Source organism: Sorangium sp. So ce426, assembly GCF_051475585.1.
GTDB classification, from domain to species: domain Bacteria; phylum Myxococcota_A; class Polyangia; order Polyangiales; family Polyangiaceae; genus Sorangium; species Sorangium cellulosum_B.
Genome location: NZ_CP150341.1, coordinates 12,078,617 through 12,097,277, shown reverse-complemented (window position 1 = coordinate 12,097,277; position 18,661 = coordinate 12,078,617). Strand labels below are relative to the sequence as shown.

Sequence of the window (18,661 nt, the reverse complement as noted above, 5' to 3'; positions counted from 1 at the left end):
GGAGCTCATGAGCGTGGACGTTCTTGCCATGCACTGCGCAGCGCTGCCGGCCGCCCGGGCCGTCGGCTTCAAGGGCACCGAGGCGCTGTGCCGACCGTTCGAGTTCGACGTCCTGTTCACGGTGCCAGCGGGCACCGACGTCCGCGCCGCGATCAACGCCCCGGCGATGCTCACGCTCCAGCGCGGCGCCGACGCGCCGCCGATGTGCTGGCACGGCGTGTTCGTGCGCCTCCGGCTGCTGCGCGAGTCGGCCGACCGCGCGCTCTACCATGGGTCGCTCGTGCCCAGGCTGTGGCTCCAGCGCCACTCGGTGCGCAGCTTCGTCCACACGAAGAGCAAGATCGACGCCTTCCTGACGAAGACGCTCACGCATGGCGGCCTCACGACGAGCGACTTCCGGTTCAGCGTCGACACGGACCGCTATCCGGAAGAGGAGTTCGTCTGTCAATACCGGGAGAGCCACCTGGACTTCACCCATCGATGGCTCGAGCGCGAGGGGCTCTACTACCACTTCGAGCACCCGGTCGACGACGGCGGCGCCGAGGTCATGGTCATCGTCGACAGCAAGGATCAGCACGAGCCGCTGAGCGGCAACGGCCGGGTTCGTTACCACCCGACCTCGAGCCACGACGTGTCGGCGGGCGAGTGCTTCCGGGAGGTGCACGTCGATCTCAGCGCGCTGCCGGCCGCGGTGCGGATCAACGATTACAACTACGCGAACCCGGCCGCCTCGGTGTCGGGAGAGCACGCCGTGTCGAAGAGCGGCCACGGCGAGGTGCGCGAGTACGGCTACCGCGTCTTCACGCAGGACGAGGCGACACGGCTGGCCCAGGTCAAGGCGGAGTCGATGGCGTGCCGTGAGCTCACCCTGCACGCGACCGGCAACGCGACAGGGCTGCGGGCCGGCTACGTCTTCGAGCTGGAGGACGGGCCTTCGGACGTGCCCACGCGCTACCTGGCCGTCGAGGTGCGGCACGCGGCCGCGATCACGGGCGGCTCGCTCGACATCACGCGCTTCACGGGGATGGCCGTGGACGAGACGTACCGCGTCGAGGTGGTGGCGATCCCGGCCGACGTGCAGTTCAGGGCGGCCCAGGCGACGCCGTGGCCGCGGATCTACGGCTTCGAGAACGGCGTCGTCGACGGGCCCAGCGACAGCCAGTATGCCCAGATCGACGACATGGGTCGTTACCTGCTCCGCCTCAAGTTCGACGCGAGCGACCTGCCAGACGGCGCAACGTCGACATACCTGCGCATGATGCAGCCGCACGGCGGCACGGTCGAGGGCTGGCACTTCCCGCTCCGCAAGGGGACCGAGGTCATGGTGTCGTTCCAGGGCGGCGACCCGGACCGGCCGTTCATCGCCGGCGTGGTGCCGAACGCCCACCGGCCGAGCACGGTCACGAGCCGCAACCTGACCCAGAACGTGCTGCGCACGGGCGGCAGCAACCACATGGTCGTCGAGGACCTCGAGGGCAAGCAGCACATCGACCTGTTCACCCCGGTCGGCGCGACCAACGTCCACATGGGCGGCCCCACCCACCAGGCGTTCGTCGTGCCCCCGAAGACGCCGGACGCGAACCCCGACATGCAGCCCGTCGACTGCATGTTCTACGTTTATACGGAGGGCAACGCCGGCTTCAACGTGTGCGGCGAGTGGTGGCAGAACGTCGGCGGCAAGTACTACGTCGACGTCAGCGACGACGCGACCATCCACTACGCCGGCGTCCACACGATCAACGTCGACGGCGACTCGAACGAGTTCTACAACAGCCACCAGAACATCAAGGTGCGCTCGGGCCGGACCGACAAGGTCGAGAGCGGCGGCATGACGCAGGACATCCACGGCGGGTTCACCCAGACCATCGAGGCCGGCGGCAAGCAGGATGTGCTGGGGAGCTGGTTGCAAAAGATCAGCGGCCAGAACCACGACGACTACGGATCGTGGAAGACCGACGTCAAGCTGGGGTGGACGGCGGACATCAAGGGGGCGTGGTCGCACACCGTGAAGGGCGACATCAAGATCGAGAGCACGAGCGGGACGGTCACGGTGAAGAGCCCGACCAAGATCACGCTCGACGCGAAGGAGGTGACCATCACGGCGCCGGCGAAGGTGTACAAACACACCGACGCCCTCATTGAGACGTTCTATACGAAGAACTCGGCAGGCGTGCACAAGTGGGACAACACCGCGATCAACATGTCGATCAACATCTCGAAGGTGGAGGCCACCGCCATAGCGGCGTCGAGGGTCGGCATGAAGGCGGACAGCGTCGGGATCAAAATCGATCACGTCGGTATCGCGAGCAAAAAATGCGGCGCCGGGCAGGACATCAAGACGTTCAGCCTGCGCCAGGCGGCGGCGTCGATCGGCACGTACGGCTTCAAGAAGCTGTGAGGACCGAGGACTCGTGCGAGGGGCGCCGCTCGGGCGCCCAGGGGAGCGACGACGCGCCATGAAGATCATCAAGCCCATGAAAATGACCGTGCTCCACCGCGTGATCGAGGTGGCGCGTAAGCCGTACTTCCATCTCGGCGCCATGCTGGCATTCCCGCTGGCCGCGCCCCGGGCGCTCCTCGACGAGCTCTCGTTTTGGACGGCTATTTCCACCCAGCTCGGCGCGCAGGGCGTCGTCGACGAGGGCGTCGCCAAAGCGCGCGGCGAGCTGCTCGTGTGCGGCCACTTCTTTGCCCCCGGAGGCAAGCCGCTCCCCGCCTCCTACGTGCGCGCGCGGGTCGGACCCGTCGACAAGCGCCTCGCGGTCGTCGGCGATCGCTTCTGGCAGGAAGGCGCGCCGTCCGCTCCTGCGCCAATCGCGACGCTGCCGATCGACTGGGCCCACGCGTTCGGCGGCCCCAAGTACGACCGGAACCCGTACGGCAAGGGTGCAGAGGCGATCGAGGTGGGCGGACGCGCTGTGCAGCCGCTGCCAAATATCGAGCGCTACGGGGCTGGGTTCCTGATGCGCGCCCCCTCGGAGCGACCAGAGCCGGCGGGCTTCTTGCCGATGGATATCACCTTCGCGCAGCGCAGGAAGCGCGCCGGCACCTACGACAGCGACTGGCTCAAGGAGCATTTCCCCGGCTTGCCCCCCGACGCGGATCCGACGTTCTTCAACGTGGCACCCGAGGATCAGTGGATCGACGGGTTCTTCCGCGGCGACGAGGCGCTGTCCATCGAGAACATGCACCCGAGCGAGCCGCACATCGACGGACGTCTCCCGGGGCTCTCGGCGCGGAGCTTCGTCACCCAGAGGACGATGGATGGCGAGCGTTTCCACGAGATCGCCTTGCGCTGCGACACGGTGTGGCTGTTCCCCGCGGCCGGGCTCGGCGTGGTCATCTTCCACGGCGCGCTCCAGATCGCCGAGGACGACGCGGCAGACATCGTTCACCTCGTCTGTGCGTGCGAGGACCCGTCATCGCCTCGCCCCGCCGAGCATTACCAGCAGGTCCTCGCGCGCCGGCTCGACAAGGACAAGGGCGCCCTCGCGGGCATCTCCGATAGCGATCTGATGCCCCCACGCGCCTCGGGGGTCATACCTAACATCAGCCTCAGTGAAATCGACATCGGCCGGTGGCTGAAGGGCGACAACCTGGCGCTGAAGAACGGGCGCCGCGGCCAAGAGCGGGAGCTCGCGGAGACGCGCGTTCGCCTCGAGGCCGCGGGGATCGACCCGAAGGACCACGGCGTCGCTGAGCTGCCGCCCGACGAGGAGCCACCGCCGCTCGACGATCTCGATGCGCTCGCCACCTTCATGGAGGAGCAGTCAGCACGCGCGGATCTGGCGTTCGACAGCGTCGATGCAAAACAGGCGGAAGCGCGCGAGAGGGCTCGGGAGCTATATGCGGAGATGGGCCAGGACTACGACGCCGTCATGGCCGAGGCGGTGAAGACGGGCGGCGGCCCTCCCAGGTTCTCGGCCGCCGCCCATCTCGAGGAGCTGCGGTCGATGGCCGAGGACGCCCGCGCCGACGGGGGCGCGCTAGAGGAGCTCGAGCAAGCGATCGCCGACCCGGGCTACCGAGCGCAGATCGTGCAGCAGGAAGAGCGCCTGCGCGAGATGTACCGGAGCTTCGCGCACCTCCAGCCGGCGGCCGGAGCGATGGATCCCGAAGCCTCGGCGCGGGCGCGAATCGTCATCTCGCTCGCGATGGAGTCGAACGAGAGCCTCGCGAACCGTGACTTCACGGGGGCGAACCTGGCCGGGATGCGCCTGGACGGCGCCGATCTGTCGGGCGCTTTCCTCGAGGCGGCGGACCTGTCGGGCTGTGATCTCTCCGGCGCGAATCTCGCTGGCGCCGTGCTCGCCAGGGCGAACCTCGGCGGCGCGGACCTGACCGGAGCCCGGCTCTCCGGCGCGAACCTCGGCGCCGCCGTGCTGCGCGACGCGATCCTCGATCGCGCCGACCTCACCGAGGCCGTCCTGAACCGCGCCGAGCTCGCAGGCGCGCGGTTCGCCGGAGCGAACCTCAGCGGCGCCGACTGGCTCGAGGCGAAGATCGGCGCGGTCGATCTGTCGGGCGCCCAGCTGGGTCAGTGCAACATGCTGAAGGCGGACCTCGTCGGCGCGCGCTTCGCGGGGGCGGACCTGTCGGACGCAAACCTCGTCGAGTGCACGCTGGACGACGCCGATTTCTCGCGAGCGACGCTGCTCAAGACGACCTTCGTCAGCTGCAGAGGAGATCGGGTCTCGTTCCGTGAGGCGCGCTTCCGCCAGGGCGCCATCGTGCACGGCTCATCGTTCCCCAGAGCGGATTTCCGTGACGCCGACCTGGAGAAGGCAAACCTCCGCGGGACGGCGCTGGAGGGCGCGCGCTTCGACCGGGCCAACATCGGCGGCGCTGACCTGTCCGAGTGCGACGCCGCTGGCGCGAGCCTCGAGCGCGCGGTGCTGAAAGGCAGCCTGCTCGTTCGCACGAACCTCGCGAACGCGTCGCTCCTTGGGGCGAACCTGATGGACTCGCTCGCTTCGAAGGCCCGCCTCGCCGGCGCGAACTTCACGGGGGCGAACCTGGCTCGAGCCGACCTCTCCCGTGTGGTGGGTGACGGTCGGACGACGTTCGCGGAGGCGGAGGTCGATCACGTGCGCTTCTTGCCGACGGCGGATGTCCCTGCGAGGAGCGGCGCATGAATCGGGACGAGCTCTTCGACAAGATCCGGCACGGAGAGCCGGTGCGCGGCGAAGATCTGTCGCACCTCGCGCTGGCCGGCGCGGACCTCTCGGGCGCGTTGTTCGAGGAGGTGCGGTTCCCCGAGGCGCTCGGCGGCGCGTGCCTCAAGGAATCCGTCTTCATTGGCTGTGATTTCACAGGGTGTGATCTGACGGGCGCCGACCTGCACCTCGCGAGCGTCTTCCGATCCAGCCTCGACCGCGCGCGCTTCGATCGCGGCAAGCTCATCGCGGCGAGCTTCACCGAGTGCACCGCGGCCGGCGCGTCGCTCGCGGAAGCCGAGGCCCCGCTCGCGAGCTGGATGAAGACGTCGCTCCGGGGCGCATCGTTCGCCGGCGCGAACCTCGACCGCGCGAACCTCGTCGAGATCGACGCCGACCAGGCGGGCTTCGCCAGCGCGAACCTCGAGAAGGCGACGCTGTATCGCGCCGACCTCCGCACGGCCGACCTCACAGCCGCAAATCTCACGTTGACCACGCTGGTCGAGGCCAAGCTGGGACCGAAGAGCTTCGCTGGAACGAGGCTGTTCCGGACACAGTTCATGAAGAGCGACCTCGCGGGCGCGAGCTTCGCGGGGGTCGATTGCACTCAGTGCAACTTCATGGGCGCCGACCTTCGCGACGCCACGTTCGAAGGCGCCCATGGACCGCAGTGCTTCTTCGGTGAGGCGAAGCTGCCACGAGCGCGCCTCGTGAACGGTAATTTCCCGCAAGCGGTTTTCGAGAAAGCGGATCTCACCAGGACGAACCTGTCCGGCGCGACGCTGGAGGAGGCCTACTTCGGCCGTGCGCTCGCGCTCGGAGCATCGTTCGTGGATGCGAAGCTCCGCGAGGTGGATTTCTCCCACGCCGACGTGTCGGGCGCTGATTTCTCGGGAGCCGGCCTCCACCGCACCCGGTTTCATCTGGCGAAGCGCGCGGGCGCGGTGCTTCCCCGCGGCGCGGGCTGGCTCGGCGACGATGAGGCCCTGGCCCGGCTGGAGATGTGGCAGCCCAGGCACGGAACTGCGCGCGAAGAGGAGAGCTAGGGTGTTGTCCGCCCCGCGACGCAGGAACACCAGATGAACGCCCCCGAGGACGATGGCTCGCGGAGAATCTCCGCCGCACACACGAGGAAGCGAGAGGTCGACAGATCATGACAGCAGCGAAGAAGCTGGCCAGCGCAGAAACTTACATGGAGACGGGGCGCGTCGAGCGGACCGGCGCGGCGTTCGCGGTGCGGCTCTCGTCGGGGAGCTGCGAGGCGCGGCGCGCGAAGAGCTGCCTCGTCGCGCCCGACGTCGGGGACAAGGTGCTTTGCGCCATCGAGCCGGATGGGGTCCATGTGCTGGCCGTGCTCGATGGCCGCGACGGCGCGCCGACGAAGCTCGCGACCGACGGCGATCTGGTGGTGCAAGCCCGGGGGGGACGTGTCGTGATCTGCGCCTCGGAGCGCGTCGACATCGCGGGCGCGCGCGAGGTCGCCGTGACCGGCGCCGAGGTGCAGGTGCGCGCCAGAAAGGGCTCTGTGGCGATCGATGAGCTCGGGTTCTTCGGCAGGCTGGTGCAAGCCGAAGTGACGAAGATCGCGCTGATAGCGCAGGAGGCCGACACGGCGCTCACAAGACTAACACAACGCGTCAAACGCGTGTTCCGCTTCGTCGAGGAGGAGGAGATCGATCAGACGCGCGCAGGCACCATCGATTTGCGCGCCCAGGACCTGCTCGGCCTTCGCGGAGAAAATGCGATCATCTCGGCCCGTGTCCTCGCCAAGGTCGACGGCGAGCAGATCCACCTCGGCTGATCGCTGCGCCGAAGAGAGGAGAACCCGATATGTTGGCGAAGACGAGCGCTGGCGGCATGTGCCTGGCGTTTCCCGACGTGTGCCTCACGCCGGCCCCACCTGCGCCGGCTCCGGTCCCGGTGCCTTATCCGAACATCGCCCTCGAGCCCACCAACGTGGGATTCGTGCCGAACGTCCTCATGACGTGCACGCCTGCGCACAACATGGCCACGATGCCTGTCCTCACGAACGGCGATAACGCCGGCCTGGCGACCGGCGTCGCGTCTGGCACCGTGATGGGCCCTGCACGCACGGTGACCGGGGCGTTCACCGTGGTGGTCGGGGGGATGCCGCTGGCGCGGCTCACCAGCATGACCATCCAGAACAACACCAATGCGCCAGGCGCCAAGATCGTACCCAGCGTCACCAACGTGCTCGTCCTGGCTCCGTGAGCATGCCGGCCGCGCGATGTGGGCCTCGGAAGGCGAGCTGCGCGCGCGGGCACCCGGCTGGCTACGTGGCCCACAGCACGGCGGCGGACAGGGCGATCGCGAGCTGGGCGGCGAGGATCACCAAAATCGCATAGGCGGATGACGCGCGCTCGTGGGAGTCCGACCGGCCCCGGATGCGGCTCGACACGGCGGCTGCAAGCGCGAGCCCGACGGGGAGCCCCGCTGCGAGGCCCAGAGGAACCGGCGTGAAGCACCCATCCCACGACAGCAGCACGCTCGCGCCGCCGTTGTTCTCGAAGTCGCATCGATCTCCGGCTGCGAGGAAATAAACGGGCGCGCCGAGCAAGAGAAGAACAGCGCAGAGAACGCCGCCGACGAGGAGCAGCGTGCGCCCGGTGTCCGCCGGCCGCAGCGCGGACGATCGCGCCACATGAGGGACGTTGCGGGCAATCGTGGCAAATGCATCGAGCATGCGCGCGGCGCAGCCGGGGCTGCAGTGCCTGTCCGTGAACGCCTGGAGATGCGCGCAGATCTCGCCTCGTTCGTCGTCGATATCGATGCTCGAGAACCCCTCAGCCAGCAGCTCGCGGACGCTCGCGCGCAGCTCGGGTGAGCCGAGCACCCGCTGGACGATGAGAGGATCGCTCGGCGAGTGGATATAGACCTCGTGATCGAACGGCGGATCGCCTGTCTGGACCTCGGTCGAGACGAGGGCGACCTTGGCAGCGCGGTGCTCGGACGTCTCGGGCCGCAGCTCGATGCTCATTGGTCGGACGGCAGAGAGCGGCGCGCCGGCGGGCTCGCGATAGGTCACCTGGGCGCCGTCCACAGGCCGCTGCGCGCGGGGCGCGTACGGCGACCTCAGCCGGATGAAGTCTTGTACCGAGTACGTCACGCGGATGGGGTAGCCGCCGATGCTGAAGTGGAAGTCGACGGGCCACTCGGTCTCTTTGGGCGCGCCCGCGAGCTCGCGGAACTGATGCGCGAGCGCGGACTCGGGATCACCGGTCATCTCATGGCTCCTTGCAAGGCGATCGTACCACGCCCCGCCGCGCCGGTGCGCACCGTGACGGCCGCGTTCACCGTGGTCGTCGGGGGGATGCCCCTCGCGCGGCTCACCAGCATGACGCTCCAGAACAGCACCAACGCGCCCGGCGCCAAGATCGTGCCCAGCGCGACCAACGTGCTCGTCCTGGCGCCGTGAGCGTGTTGCACCAGGGGTGGCGACGGCGCGCCTCGAGCCGTCACCCAGCCCCACCCTGCGTCAGTCACCGGTACGGCGTGCCGGCCGCCGCATCGATGTAGTGAACCCTGGCGCCCGGTTGTGACATGAGCTGGGCGAGTGCCTGGTTCGCGTCGCGCGCATACCACTCGGTGAAGCCGCAGATCGCGCAGATCCAGGTCTCGAAGAAGCCCGCATTGACGAGCGCGGTCGCCGTGCCCACAGACTCCGTGTTGCCAGTCGGGATGTACTGGGACGTCACGTGCAGCGGGTTCGTATGCGCGTACTGGCAGTCTTTCTGCTCCACTTTCTGCACGACCCAGAGCTTCCTGGACTGACACTTCGGACACTGACGAGAGTTCTTCATGGCGATAGGTCTCCTTGGCCCGGCAGAGCCTAGCACCTCGGCTCGCCGCTCCTCCAAGCGATCGACCGAGACACAACGCCCCCAGGGCCGTCTCGACGGCACGGTCCCGGTGCCCACAGAGGGACCCCGCCAGGGCGGCACACCGCGCGCGCCTGCCTGGCGCCCCGTTCTTCGTTCTTGCCCGTGCGTCGATGCCCGAGATCACCGCGCGAGACGCTGCTCCGGTTCCCCTCGGCCGAGCGTCTGTCCCGCAGCGCCCACCACGCTCATCGATACGGAGAGTCCCCTGGCCTCCGCGGACCGCGAAGGCCGAGCTTGCGCTCGAGCGCGTCGATCTCGGCCTCCCACGCGGAGCGCTTGCGCTGGATCTCGCGCGTGCGCAGGGCGGCAGCGACGAAGGGCCCAGCGAGGAGCAAGACGAGGAGCACGACACCGACGTCCACCGGCACGCTCGCCCAGCGGGTGAGGCGGTAGGGCGCGAGATCCTGGTCCTCGCGACGGGACACGTCGCTCGACGTGAGGCGGTCGATGTCGACAGCGCGGTTGTGACAGAGCTCTACCGACACCTCCGCCTCGGCCCAGGTGCCCGACTCGTGCCATGTGAAGACTCGCCCCGGGCCGCGGCACCCCCGGCATACGCTCGGACAGAAGACGCTCGCAGCCATGATCGAGCGGCCGATCATGGGCTCCACGCACGCGGGGAACATGAACCCGCCGATCAGCGCGGCGAGGAGGGCGAACAGGACAAGCACGGGGCGACTCGCGTACCACATCGTGGGAACTGTCCCGAGGCTCGCGTGGTGCCTGTCGCGAAGGCGCGCGAGGCGTGATTCATCGGCGATCCGCTGCTCGGCCGCCGCCTTCTCGGCCTGGGCGCGGGCCGCCTCGCGCACGGCTTCCTCCTCGCGCCGCCTCTCCATCGCGACGATCTCGCGCGCCTTGTCTTCGATCATCTTCGCGAGAACGTCGGGCACGCCGTCACCATCGGCGTCGACCGGCGCACCGCAGGCGGGACATCGGGGCTTGGAGAGGTCGAGGGCGGCTTGACAGCGAAGGCATCTCATGGGCGCGGGCTTTCATCCAGAGCTTACCACAGCGCACCTCGTGCATATCGCGGCAGCGCCGGGTATCCGATCATCGGAACGCACGCCCTGGATCAAACGACGGATCGCCGATCTGGCTCTCGACCGCGACGCCGGCGGCCTTCGCATCGCCGTGATCGTAGCCTGGCCCGCGATCGCTCACGAGCCTTCGGGATCTTCCGGCCTCACCGGCGCCGTCTCGTCGATCTCCTTCATGTTGGCGCCCGCGATCTTCGCCCGCCTCCGCGAGGCCCCATGCAGATTGGCACGCTCCAGGTTGGCGCCGCGGAGATCGGTCAGATCGAGCTTCGCGTGCGCCAGCACCGCGGCGACGAGGCGGGTCTTGCAGAAGGAGGCTGCGCCGAGGTCGGCGCGGTCGAGCCGCGCCGACATGAAATCGGCGCGATCGGCCTTCGCGTCACGCAGGTTGGCGCCGGCGAACGACGCGCCCACGAAGCGCGCATCCTCCAGGTCGGCGCCTGCCAGGTTCGCCGCGGAGAGGGTCGCGCCGTCGCCGCGGGCACGACCGAGCCGCGCTCGCTCCAGGTTCGCCCCGCGCAGCGAGGCGCCTCGGAGGTCCGCCTCCTCGAGCGAAGCCTCGACGAGCTCCGCGCGGTCGGCGCGCGCGTTCGTGAGATCGGCGCGAGACAGATCCGCGCCGCGGAGGTCGGCCTCGTCGAGCGTCGCCTCGACGAGGCTGGCCCCCGCGAGGCGGGCACCACGGAGCCTCGCGCCGCGGAGCGCGCACCGCGCGAGCGAGCGCCCGCTGAAGTCGAGCCCCGACAGGTCACCGCCCGACAGGTCGTCTCCATCGAAATCGCCGCCTTCGGCGAGCCTCGCCTCGGCCCGCTTTCGCGCCTCCAAGCCGGTGAGCGGCTCGCTCGTCACAGGCGGCGATACGGCTGCCGGCGACTCCTCCTCGGGCGGCCGACTCCTCCTCTCCGGCGGCGGCACCCTCTCAGGCAGCGCCACCTCGACCAGCGCCGGCGGCGCCATCTCGAGCTGCGGACTCACCTTCTCCGGCGGTGCCGCCTCCACCGCCAGATAGGCCGCCTCCTGCCCCGATGGCTCTCGCGCCACGAGCGTCGCCCCGGATGACGCCTCCGCCGGAGCCGCCTCGGCATCCGGCTCCGGCGGCGGCGCCGATTCCACGACACCGCTCGCAGGATCTCCCGAGTCGACCAGCGTGCGCCCGGGCTGCGAGCCCCCGGCGCCAGCGGGGCTGACGGGCCGAGGCGCGGCCATCGGGCTCCACGGCGCGCCCGGGATGGGGTCCTCCCCGCCCGACACGCTCGTCCCCGGCGCTGCCACCGGGAACTGCGCCCGCTCTGCCCCGACCTCCGCGAGCCTGTCCTCGGGGATCGGCATCCTCTGGCCCAGCGGTCCCGTGATGCCTCCGCTCACGGCGAGATCGGCAGGAGCCTGCGGCGCGGCAGGCGAATCACGAAAGGGGAGCACCGGCATCTCCATCTTCCTCTTCGAGAGCGGGCCTGTCTCCACCAGCCCGGCGGGCGCGACGATCGGTTTCGCAAGCAGCACCGCCGGCGCCGAGCTCCGGTGCGTCGCCGCAGGGTCCCCAGGGAGCGACGCGCCGTGCTCCGGCCACGGAATGCTCTCTTTGAGCGTCTCGACACCCGCGAACAGGCGGATGCCCTGGAGCGCCTCCTCGCTCTCCGTCGCGAAGTTGCCCCGCCACACCAGCGAGGCGATCTGGCGATCACCGTCGATGACGAGCGTGTCGGCCACCAGCGGGATCTCCTGCGATCCGCCCGCCCGCTCGGCGTCGATGCGGTAGCGGCGCACACGAGCGCGCGCCGAGGGGAGGCGCGGCCAGATGAATGCTCTCCCCGCGCTCAGGTTCTCCAGGATGATCGACTCATCGCCTTGCAGAAAGGGGATCTGCTGATCGAACGGCGCCGGGTTGAAGGCGCGAAAGTCGAAGTCCGCCGGGAGGTCGAGCACCTCCGCGCGCCCCGCGGCGGCGGGGTCCGCGCCGGGCGAGCCGAGCTGCGCTGAACGCCGCGTGGCGCCTGGCTCGAAGCCGTTGAAGAGCCGCTTCCGCAAGGGCCAGTGAGGCGCGATCGGCCCGAAACACGCGGGCCGGTGGGGGCTCGCAGGATTGACCAGGTTCGGGCGCGCTCGCCTTGGGCCCATCGCTGGATCCAGCGCGCCCTCGCCGGCCTCGGAGACACCGACCGGGTTCCAAGGATGGCTGGGTCCGCCCGCCGCGCGCTCGTACACGAGCGGCATCCTCTGGAACGGCGTGGGCGCGATGCTGCCGGGCGTGGGGTCCCCGAAGACGTGGATCGTCTTGTCGAGCAGCGGCCCACCGCGGAAGAGCGCGAGCCTCGCCGCGAGGCCGATCACCGGCCCGGTGGCGTCCGAAGCATGCGCGTGCCCGGTGAGCACGACGCCGGCGCCGGGGAGGTACGGCGCGGTGTCGCTCGCGGAGCGCAGGCTCCGCGAGGGGTCGTCGTCGTGAAAGCGGTCCTCGCGCTCGACGGGCTCGGGCGCCACGAGATCCGCGCCGTCGCCCGCGCCGAAGGCGAACGTCGCCTTCACGAGGATCGTGACGCGCAGCACGCCGCCGATGCGCCACAGGACCGAGCCGCACGACACGGGATTCAAGGCGACGATGTCCACCGGCCAGAGCGCGCGCACGCGCCGATCCTACCCGCTCGTGGCCCGGCGCGTGCAGGGAGACTGGGGAGACTTCGCGGCTGTGACGCGCGTGTCCATCACCCCCAGCCGTCGCGCCACCGCGCTACCTCGCGCGTCGCTCGTGCCGGCCGGGCGCGAAGGGCTGGAGGCGCCGGCGGACATGGTCTATCGTCACGAGTCCGCCGATCGGACGCCGCGAGGCGCCGAGAGCCGCTCCAACGTCTCGATGGCCGCTGAAGGGGGTCTTGCCATGCGGATCGCGCTGATATCCGACATCCACGGCAATGAGGTGGCGCTCAGGGCCGTGCTGGCCAGCATCCGGGCGACGGGCGTCGATCAGGTGATCTGCCTGGGCGACGTCGCGACGCTTGGACCGCGGCCCTCGGCCATCCTGGACATGCTGCAAGAGCTCGGGTGCCCGTGCATCCTCGGGAACCACGACGAGTTCATGCTGGATCCGCAGCTGATCCGCACCTACACCGAGGCCCCCATCGTCGTCGACGCGGTGGACTGGTGCCGTGATCGGCTGTCGAGAGACGAGCTCGCCTTCCTGCGCACGTTCCAGGCGCGCCTCGAGATCCCGCTCGACGCTCACTCGACGCTCCTCGTGTTCCACGGCTCGCCCCGGTCTCACATGGAGGACCTCCTCGCGAACACCCCGCCGGAGGAGCTCGATCGCCGGCTCGCGGGCCACGCTGCGACGGTGATGGCCGGGGGGCACACGCACCTCCAGATGCTCCGCCAGCACCGCGGCACGCTCCTCGTGAATCCGGGGAGCGTCGGGCTCCCCTTCAAGGAGTACGCGAACGGCGGGCCGCCGACGCTGCTGCACCACGCCGAGTACGCGACCGTGGAGGCGCAAGGCGGCGCGGTGAACGTCAGCCTGCACAGGGTGCCGGTCGACAGGGACGCGCTCCGCGCGGCGGTGAAGGCCTGCGATAACCCCATGCGCGGCGCGCTGCTGCAACAATACGCCTGAGCGAGCCCGGCCGGTCCCGCCGGCCGCGGCGCGAGGAGACCAGGGAGCGCGAGCGCCTCGAGGCCGCCCGCGACGCCGCGCGCCGCGCGCTGCGCCGACGAATCCCGCTGCGTCGGCGAGGCCGAGGCGCCCGATCCGCGTGCGGCGGGGCGCGGCGATCTGGTAGCCTCGAGGGCGCGCGCCGGAGAGCGATGGAGCCCCGATGACGAAATACGAGCAGATCAAAGTATCCTATGAGGCCTCCAAGGCGGCGATCGGCCAGGTCGCCGAGGAGCTCTTGCAGTGGATATACGAGCTCCGTGACCACATGGCCTGGCCAAGGGACAAGTGGGCCCTCAACCGGATCGCCGGAGACGCCCACGCCAACGGGCTCTTGCAGCGGTTCGTCGTCGAGAATCAGCCCGGCGTCGGCGAGGTCCTGAAGTGCCAGCTGTCCCTCACCGTCGAGGAAGAGCTGCCGTTCACCGTCGACTTCTTCGCGGTGGGCAGGACCGACAGGGGCCTCCTCGTCGTCCTCATCGGCGGAGAGCAGATCACCGTCAGCAAGGCTTCCCCCGAGCCCTTCTTCGAGAAGGCCGTGGAGCACATCCGGCAGCAGGCGAGGCGCGTTGCGAAGACGCGCCGCGTCGGAGCCATCGCCGGCACACCCCACCGCCCTGCCTAGGCGCAGCGCTCGCCCGGCTGCCCAGGTGGTTCGCCTGGCGCTCGGGCGTGCGCCACCGTGCCACCGCCCGCGGAAGATGCCGCCCCTGCGCTTCACCAACGAAATCCGTCATACCAAAAACGAAAGCCTCACCCGTACGGCGCCTACGTAAATTCACGGACCCACGTCAGGAGATTCCTGGCCCAGCTCCTGCATAGCTCGGTGACCGGAGCGCCTGAGGGACGGTTTCCCCCCCCACACCGTCGGACGGGCGCTCTTTTTTTCTTTTGTGCGAGTGCGACGCCGCCGCGTCGGCACCGCGCTTCGTCCGGGCGGCGCGTCACGACAGCTCGGCGACCAGCACGCGATGGCCGAGGTCGAGCGACTCCAGGCGCCGCAGCTCCCCGTACTTGCGATCCCACTCCCCCGACGCGAGGTCCGCCCTCAAGCGCGCGAGCCCTTTCGCCAGCTCGCCCGATCCGCAGCGCTTGCGCTCGCCTCGCGCGAGGCCAGGACTATCGCGCGAGGCGCGCTTCGCCGGAGAGGAGCCGCTTCGCCGCGCCAGCGATGGAGGAAGCGTCCAACCCCGTCGCGCGCAGGAGCTCGGCCGGGGTGCCCGAGCCGGGCATCTCCCTCACGGCGAGGTGGACGACGCGCGCGACGACGGGCTCTTCGCCGGCCAGGGCCTCGAGCACGGCGTCGCCCAGGCCGCCCTCGGGCCAGTGATCCTCGACGACGACGACGTTTCCCGCCGTGGCCTGCACCGCGGCGCGGATGCCGGCGGCGTCGATCGGCTTGATGCCATACGCGTCGAGGACTCGAGCGGAGAGCCCGCTCGCCTCGAGCTCTGCGTGGGCCTTCAACGCCTCGTGGACGGTGATGCCGGCGGCGATGATCGTCACGCGATCGTGGGGTGTCTCGCGCAGCACCTTGCTCCCGCCGATGGGGAACGCTTCGGTCGCATCGTACAGGATGGGCGTCTTCTCGCGCGTCGTTCGGAGATAGACGATGCCCTTCTGGTCGGCCATGGCGGCCACCAGCCGAGCGGCCTGATTGGCGCAGCACGGATAGAGCACGGTGCTCCCGTGGACGGCGCGCATCATGGCCAGATCCTCGAGCCCCATCTGCGACGGGCCGTCCTCGCCGATGGATACGCCCGCGTGCGAGCCGCACACGCGGATATCGGCCCTCGACACAGCGGCCATCCGGAGGAAATCGTGGGCGCGCGTGAGGAAAGCCGCGAACGTCGACGCGAAGGGCGACCAGCGCCGGACGCTCAGCCCGACGGCGGCGGCCACCATCTGCTGTTCGCTGATGAACATCTCGAAATAGCGGTCTGGATGAGCCTTCGCGAACTCCTCGGCAAAGGTCGAGTTGCTGACCTCGGCGTCCACGGCGACGACATCCGCGCGCGCAGCGCCGAGCGCCTCGAGCGCGTCGCCGTAGGCTTTCCGCGTCGCGACGGCCGTGGAGCGCTCGTAGGTGGGGAGCTTCAGCGGCCCGGCGGTGGGCCGCGGAGCAGGCTCACCCGGCGCAGGCGCCTCTGGCTCGATGACGATGTCGCGCGTGCCCCCCAGCTCCTCGATCGCCTTCGCGCACTGCGCCTCGTCGAGCGCCTTTCCGTGCCAGCCGTCCTTGTCCTCGACGAGGGACACGCCCTTTCCCTTCACCGTGCGCGCGACGATCAGCGCGGGCGCGTCCGAGACGCCGAGCGCTTCGGCGTAGGCGCCGGAGATGGCGGCTGGATCGTGGCCGTCGATCTCCAGGGCACGCCAGCCGAACGCGCGGGCGCGCGCCGCGTAGGCCGCGGAGTCCCAGCCGAGGGGCGTCTGTCCGCGTTGCCCGAGGCGGTTCATGTCGAGGATGGCAATGAGGTTGCCGAGCTTCGTGTGGCGCGCGTGGTCGAACGCCTCCCAGATGGATCCCTCGGACATCTCGCTGTCGCCGAGCAACACCCAGACACGGTAAGGAGCCTTCTCGAGGTACTTCCCGGAGAGCGCGATCCCGACGCCCATGGGGAGCCCCTGACCGAGGGAGCCGGTCGCCACGTCGACCCAGGGGAGCGTCGGCACCGGGTGCCCTTGCAGCGGGCTCCCGAAGCGCCGGTACGACAGGAGCTCCGCGTCGGAGAGGACGCCCGCCGCCTTGAGCATCGCGTAGAGCAGCGGGGAGGCGTGGCCCTTCGAGAAGATCAGGTGATCGTTGTTCGGGTTCTCCGGATGGCTCAGGTCCCAGCGGAGGTGGTCGCGGAGGAGCACCGCCATGAGATCGGCCGCCGACAGGCTGGAGGTCGGGTGTCCGGAGCCGGCCTTGGTCGAGCAACGGAGGCTGTCGACGCGAAGCTGCTGAGCTAGCTCACGCTGGCCCTGAGCCTGCTCGGCGCTGCTTCGGTGTTGCCCCTCGGTCCGGTCGCGCCCGCCGCGCGGTTCGTGCCCACGCGGAGGCACCCCGTGGGGCGCCTGGGTCGACCGCTCGCCGGACGGCGCGGGCGAGCGGTCCTTCTCGGCCTTCGGCGCTTGCTCTCGATCCTCCTGCGCGGGCAGGCCCCTGGGGCGGCTCGGCGCAACGTCTTTCAGGGGGCTGCGTACATGCTTTGGCCGTCGCTTCTCGGCCGGCTTGGGGGCTTCTTGCGCCATGGCTGCACCTGACGCCGCCGTCTTGATGCAAGCAGGGCGCCACCGCGCACAAAGCTTGTGTCGGGCCACGACGATGACAGCCAAGCCTGCCCGCATGGCGCGATCATCGAGCGGCCTGAGGCGAGCGCCGAACCGCCGATTTCACTCACACGCTGGTTGACCCGCCGATTTCACTCACACGCTGGTCGGCAACGACCGCTCAGTGACGCGTCCTGAGCAGCTCGCGTTCGGTGGGGACGCTTCGCGCGCCGGTCGCGCGGTCACCACGGAGGATGCGAGCGCTCCGCGGCGCCGGGCGCGGGTCGACCGGGCGCCCGGCCTGCGCGGTGAGGGGGCGCGGCGCGGCCGCGGGGTCAGCGGCCTCGTCGGGCGCGGGGACAGCGGCATCCAGCGCCGCGGCGTCACCCGATCGCGCTGCTCGGGGTGGGCTCGCCTGGGCCGCGATGCGCGCCTGCGCGGCGCGGACCACGGACGCGGCGCGCGCGTCGAGGCTCGACGCCCGCAGCGCGGAGGGGACCTGGGCCTGCGCCCACAGGGCGCCGGTCGACAGCACGACGCCGAGCGCCACGACGAGGCCGGCCGCGAGGCCCAGCTTGCCCCGGCGCGCGGGCTCGGCCCGCTCGGCGCGCGCCGGCGCACCCGGAAGGCCGACGGCGGCCTCGTAGGCGGCGACCATGGCCTCGATCGAGGGGAATCGCTCCGTCGGGTTCAGGGCGAACGCCCGCGCGAACCAGGCCGAGAGCGCCGGCGGCGCGTCCGGGTACAGCGCCGGCCGCGGCGGCTGCGCGCTGGCCAGGATCGAGGCGAGCACATCGCTCATGGTGTGGCCCGGAAAGGGCAGCCGGCCCGTGAGCGCCTCGTACGAGACGACCGCGAGCGCCCACATGTCCGAGTGCGGGTTGGTGTCCCCGTCGCAGGCGTGCTCCGGGCTCAGGTACGCCGGCGTGCCCAGCACCACGCCGCCGATGGTCCGGCGGGGGAAGTCGGCTGGCAGCTCCTTTCGGATCCACTTGGCGATGCCGAAATCCGCGACCTTGGCGCGCACCTCACCGCTGCGCTCCTCCTCGAGCAGCACGTTCGTCGGCTTGATATCGCGGTGCACGATGCCGAGGCCGTGCGCGACGGAGAGGGCCTCTCCGATCTGGCCGAGGAGCGGGGCGAGCTCCGCCGGGGACATCGGCCCCCGCTCCTGCATGAGCTGCCTCAGGGACCGACCTCGAACGTAGCCCATGACGAGGTACGGGCCCGCTGCAGGGTCGTTGCCGACGTCGTGCACGGCGACGACGTGGTCCGTCTTCTGCGCCAGCTGCGCCGCGACCTGGGCCTCGAACCGGAAGCGCTCCAGCGCGGTGCCGGCCTGGCTCTCGCGCCGGACCGTGAGGAGCTTGAGCGCGACGTCGATCCGCAGGGCCCTGTCGTGCGCGAGCCACACCTCGCCCATGGCGCCGCGTCCGACAAGCCGCGAGAGCTTGTACCGCCCGGCGACGAGCTGGTTGCGCCGCGGGTCCTGGGCTACGTCGCCCCGCCCGGCCGCGGAAGAAGCGGGAGCGGCGTCGCCGGAGCGGTCAGAGCGCGCCGCAATGGCACGCGCGCTGTCCGCCATCGGGACATTGGCGTCAGATCGTCCACCGGAAGCCGATGCTTGCCACACGAGCAGTACCCTCCGTGCCGTCGCCGTGCCCA

Annotated in this window: 13 protein-coding genes and 1 pseudogene; 8 read left to right on the top strand and 6 right to left on the bottom strand. The window is 70.2% G+C overall.

Going from position 1 to position 18,661, the window contains the following annotated elements; translation table 11 throughout:
- Nucleotides 1–13: 13 nt before the first annotated feature.
- The 5 genes from WMF44_RS45445 (at nt 14) to WMF44_RS45425 (ending at nt 7,388) form a co-directional block, all read left to right on the top strand.
- The gene (locus WMF44_RS45445; RefSeq protein WP_437296283.1) at nt 14–2,398 is read left to right on the top strand and encodes a type VI secretion system Vgr family protein; all 2,385 of its coding nucleotides are present in this window, start codon (nt 14–16) and stop codon (nt 2,396–2,398) included.
- 58 nt (nt 2,399–2,456) lie between these two features.
- Nucleotides 2,457–5,135, top strand: coding sequence for a DUF2169 domain-containing protein (locus WMF44_RS45440; RefSeq protein ID WP_437296282.1), 2,679 nt, complete (start codon nt 2,457–2,459; stop codon nt 5,133–5,135).
- Nucleotides 5,132–6,202 (top strand): pentapeptide repeat-containing protein, encoded by a 1,071-nt coding sequence (locus tag WMF44_RS45435; RefSeq protein WP_437296281.1) that lies wholly within the window; start codon nt 5,132–5,134, stop codon nt 6,200–6,202. Before WMF44_RS45440 ends, WMF44_RS45435 begins: the two co-directional genes overlap by 4 nt.
- A gap of 107 nt (nt 6,203–6,309) precedes the next feature.
- A complete protein-coding gene (locus WMF44_RS45430; protein WP_437296280.1) occupies nt 6,310–6,957 on the top strand; it encodes a DUF3540 domain-containing protein in 648 nt (215 codons plus the stop codon).
- Nucleotides 6,958–6,986: 29 nt separating this feature from the next.
- Entirely contained in the window at nt 6,987–7,388 is a 402-nt protein-coding gene (locus tag WMF44_RS45425) for a DUF4150 domain-containing protein (protein WP_437296279.1), read from the top strand.
- A gap of 61 nt (nt 7,389–7,449) precedes the next feature.
- Here the strand turns inward: WMF44_RS45425 and WMF44_RS45420 are convergent, their stop codons facing one another.
- Nucleotides 7,450–8,400 carry a hypothetical protein gene (locus tag WMF44_RS45420; RefSeq protein ID WP_437296278.1) on the bottom strand — a complete coding sequence of 317 codons (951 nt, stop codon included), beginning with the start codon at nt 8,398–8,400 and terminating at the stop codon, nt 7,450–7,452.
- A gap of 42 nt (nt 8,401–8,442) precedes the next feature.
- On the opposite strand from WMF44_RS45420, the pseudogene WMF44_RS45415 reads away from it, so the two are divergent.
- A pseudogene (locus WMF44_RS45415) lies at nt 8,443–8,592 on the top strand (type VI secretion protein); the annotation flags it as partial.
- Between the two features lie 64 nt (nt 8,593–8,656).
- On the opposite strand, the gene WMF44_RS45410 reads toward WMF44_RS45415, so the two are convergent.
- From WMF44_RS45410 to WMF44_RS45400, 3 genes are all read right to left on the bottom strand, one after another.
- Nucleotides 8,657–8,926: a hypothetical protein gene (locus WMF44_RS45410; RefSeq protein ID WP_437296277.1), complete on the bottom strand. Its 270-nt coding sequence runs from the start codon at nt 8,924–8,926 to the stop codon at nt 8,657–8,659.
- A 317-nt stretch (nt 8,927–9,243) separates the two neighbouring features.
- Nucleotides 9,244–9,951: a hypothetical protein gene (locus WMF44_RS45405; protein WP_437296276.1), complete on the bottom strand. Its 708-nt coding sequence runs from the start codon at nt 9,949–9,951 to the stop codon at nt 9,244–9,246.
- 267 nt (nt 9,952–10,218) lie between these two features.
- Entirely contained in the window at nt 10,219–12,720 is a 2,502-nt protein-coding gene (locus WMF44_RS45400) for a DUF2169 family type VI secretion system accessory protein (RefSeq protein ID WP_437296275.1), read from the bottom strand.
- Between the two features lie 160 nt (nt 12,721–12,880).
- On the opposite strand from WMF44_RS45400, the gene WMF44_RS45395 reads away from it, so the two are divergent.
- Together WMF44_RS45395 and WMF44_RS45390 are read left to right on the top strand one after the other, a co-directional pair.
- Entirely contained in the window at nt 12,881–13,699 is an 819-nt protein-coding gene (locus tag WMF44_RS45395) for a metallophosphoesterase family protein (RefSeq protein WP_437296274.1), read from the top strand.
- A 202-nt stretch (nt 13,700–13,901) separates the two neighbouring features.
- On the top strand, nt 13,902–14,363 hold the full coding sequence (locus WMF44_RS45390; protein WP_437296273.1) for a hypothetical protein: 462 nt from the start codon (nt 13,902–13,904) through the stop codon (nt 14,361–14,363).
- A gap of 494 nt (nt 14,364–14,857) precedes the next feature.
- Here WMF44_RS45390 and WMF44_RS45385 read toward each other — a convergent pair whose 3' ends face one another.
- On the bottom strand, nt 14,858–16,789 hold the full coding sequence (locus WMF44_RS45385; protein WP_437301682.1) for a transketolase: 1,932 nt from the start codon (nt 16,787–16,789) through the stop codon (nt 14,858–14,860).
- 388 nt (nt 16,790–17,177) lie between these two features.
- Nucleotides 17,178–18,581 (bottom strand): serine/threonine-protein kinase, encoded by a 1,404-nt coding sequence (locus WMF44_RS45380; protein WP_437296272.1) that lies wholly within the window; start codon nt 18,579–18,581, stop codon nt 17,178–17,180.
- Nucleotides 18,582–18,661: the final 80 nt, after the last annotated feature.

Bases quoted from the DNA above. Each gene is read 5' to 3' on its own strand.
- WMF44_RS45440 (WP_437296282.1), top strand. From the start codon at position 2,457: ATGAAGATCATCAAGCCCATGAAAATGACCGTGCTCCACCGCGTGATC.
- WMF44_RS45435 (WP_437296281.1), top strand. From the start codon at position 5,132: ATGAATCGGGACGAGCTCTTCGACAAGATCCGGCACGGAGAGCCGGTG.
- WMF44_RS45430 (WP_437296280.1), top strand. From the start codon at position 6,310: ATGACAGCAGCGAAGAAGCTGGCCAGCGCAGAAACTTACATGGAGACG.
- WMF44_RS45425 (WP_437296279.1), top strand. From the start codon at position 6,987: ATGTTGGCGAAGACGAGCGCTGGCGGCATGTGCCTGGCGTTTCCCGAC.
- WMF44_RS45420 (WP_437296278.1), bottom strand. From the start codon at position 8,400: ATGACCGGTGATCCCGAGTCCGCGCTCGCGCATCAGTTCCGCGAGCTC.
- WMF44_RS45395 (WP_437296274.1), top strand. From the start codon at position 12,881: ATGGTCTATCGTCACGAGTCCGCCGATCGGACGCCGCGAGGCGCCGAG.
- WMF44_RS45390 (WP_437296273.1), top strand. From the start codon at position 13,902: ATGACGAAATACGAGCAGATCAAAGTATCCTATGAGGCCTCCAAGGCG.
- WMF44_RS45380 (WP_437296272.1), bottom strand. From the start codon at position 18,581: ATGGCGGACAGCGCGCGTGCCATTGCGGCGCGCTCTGACCGCTCCGGC.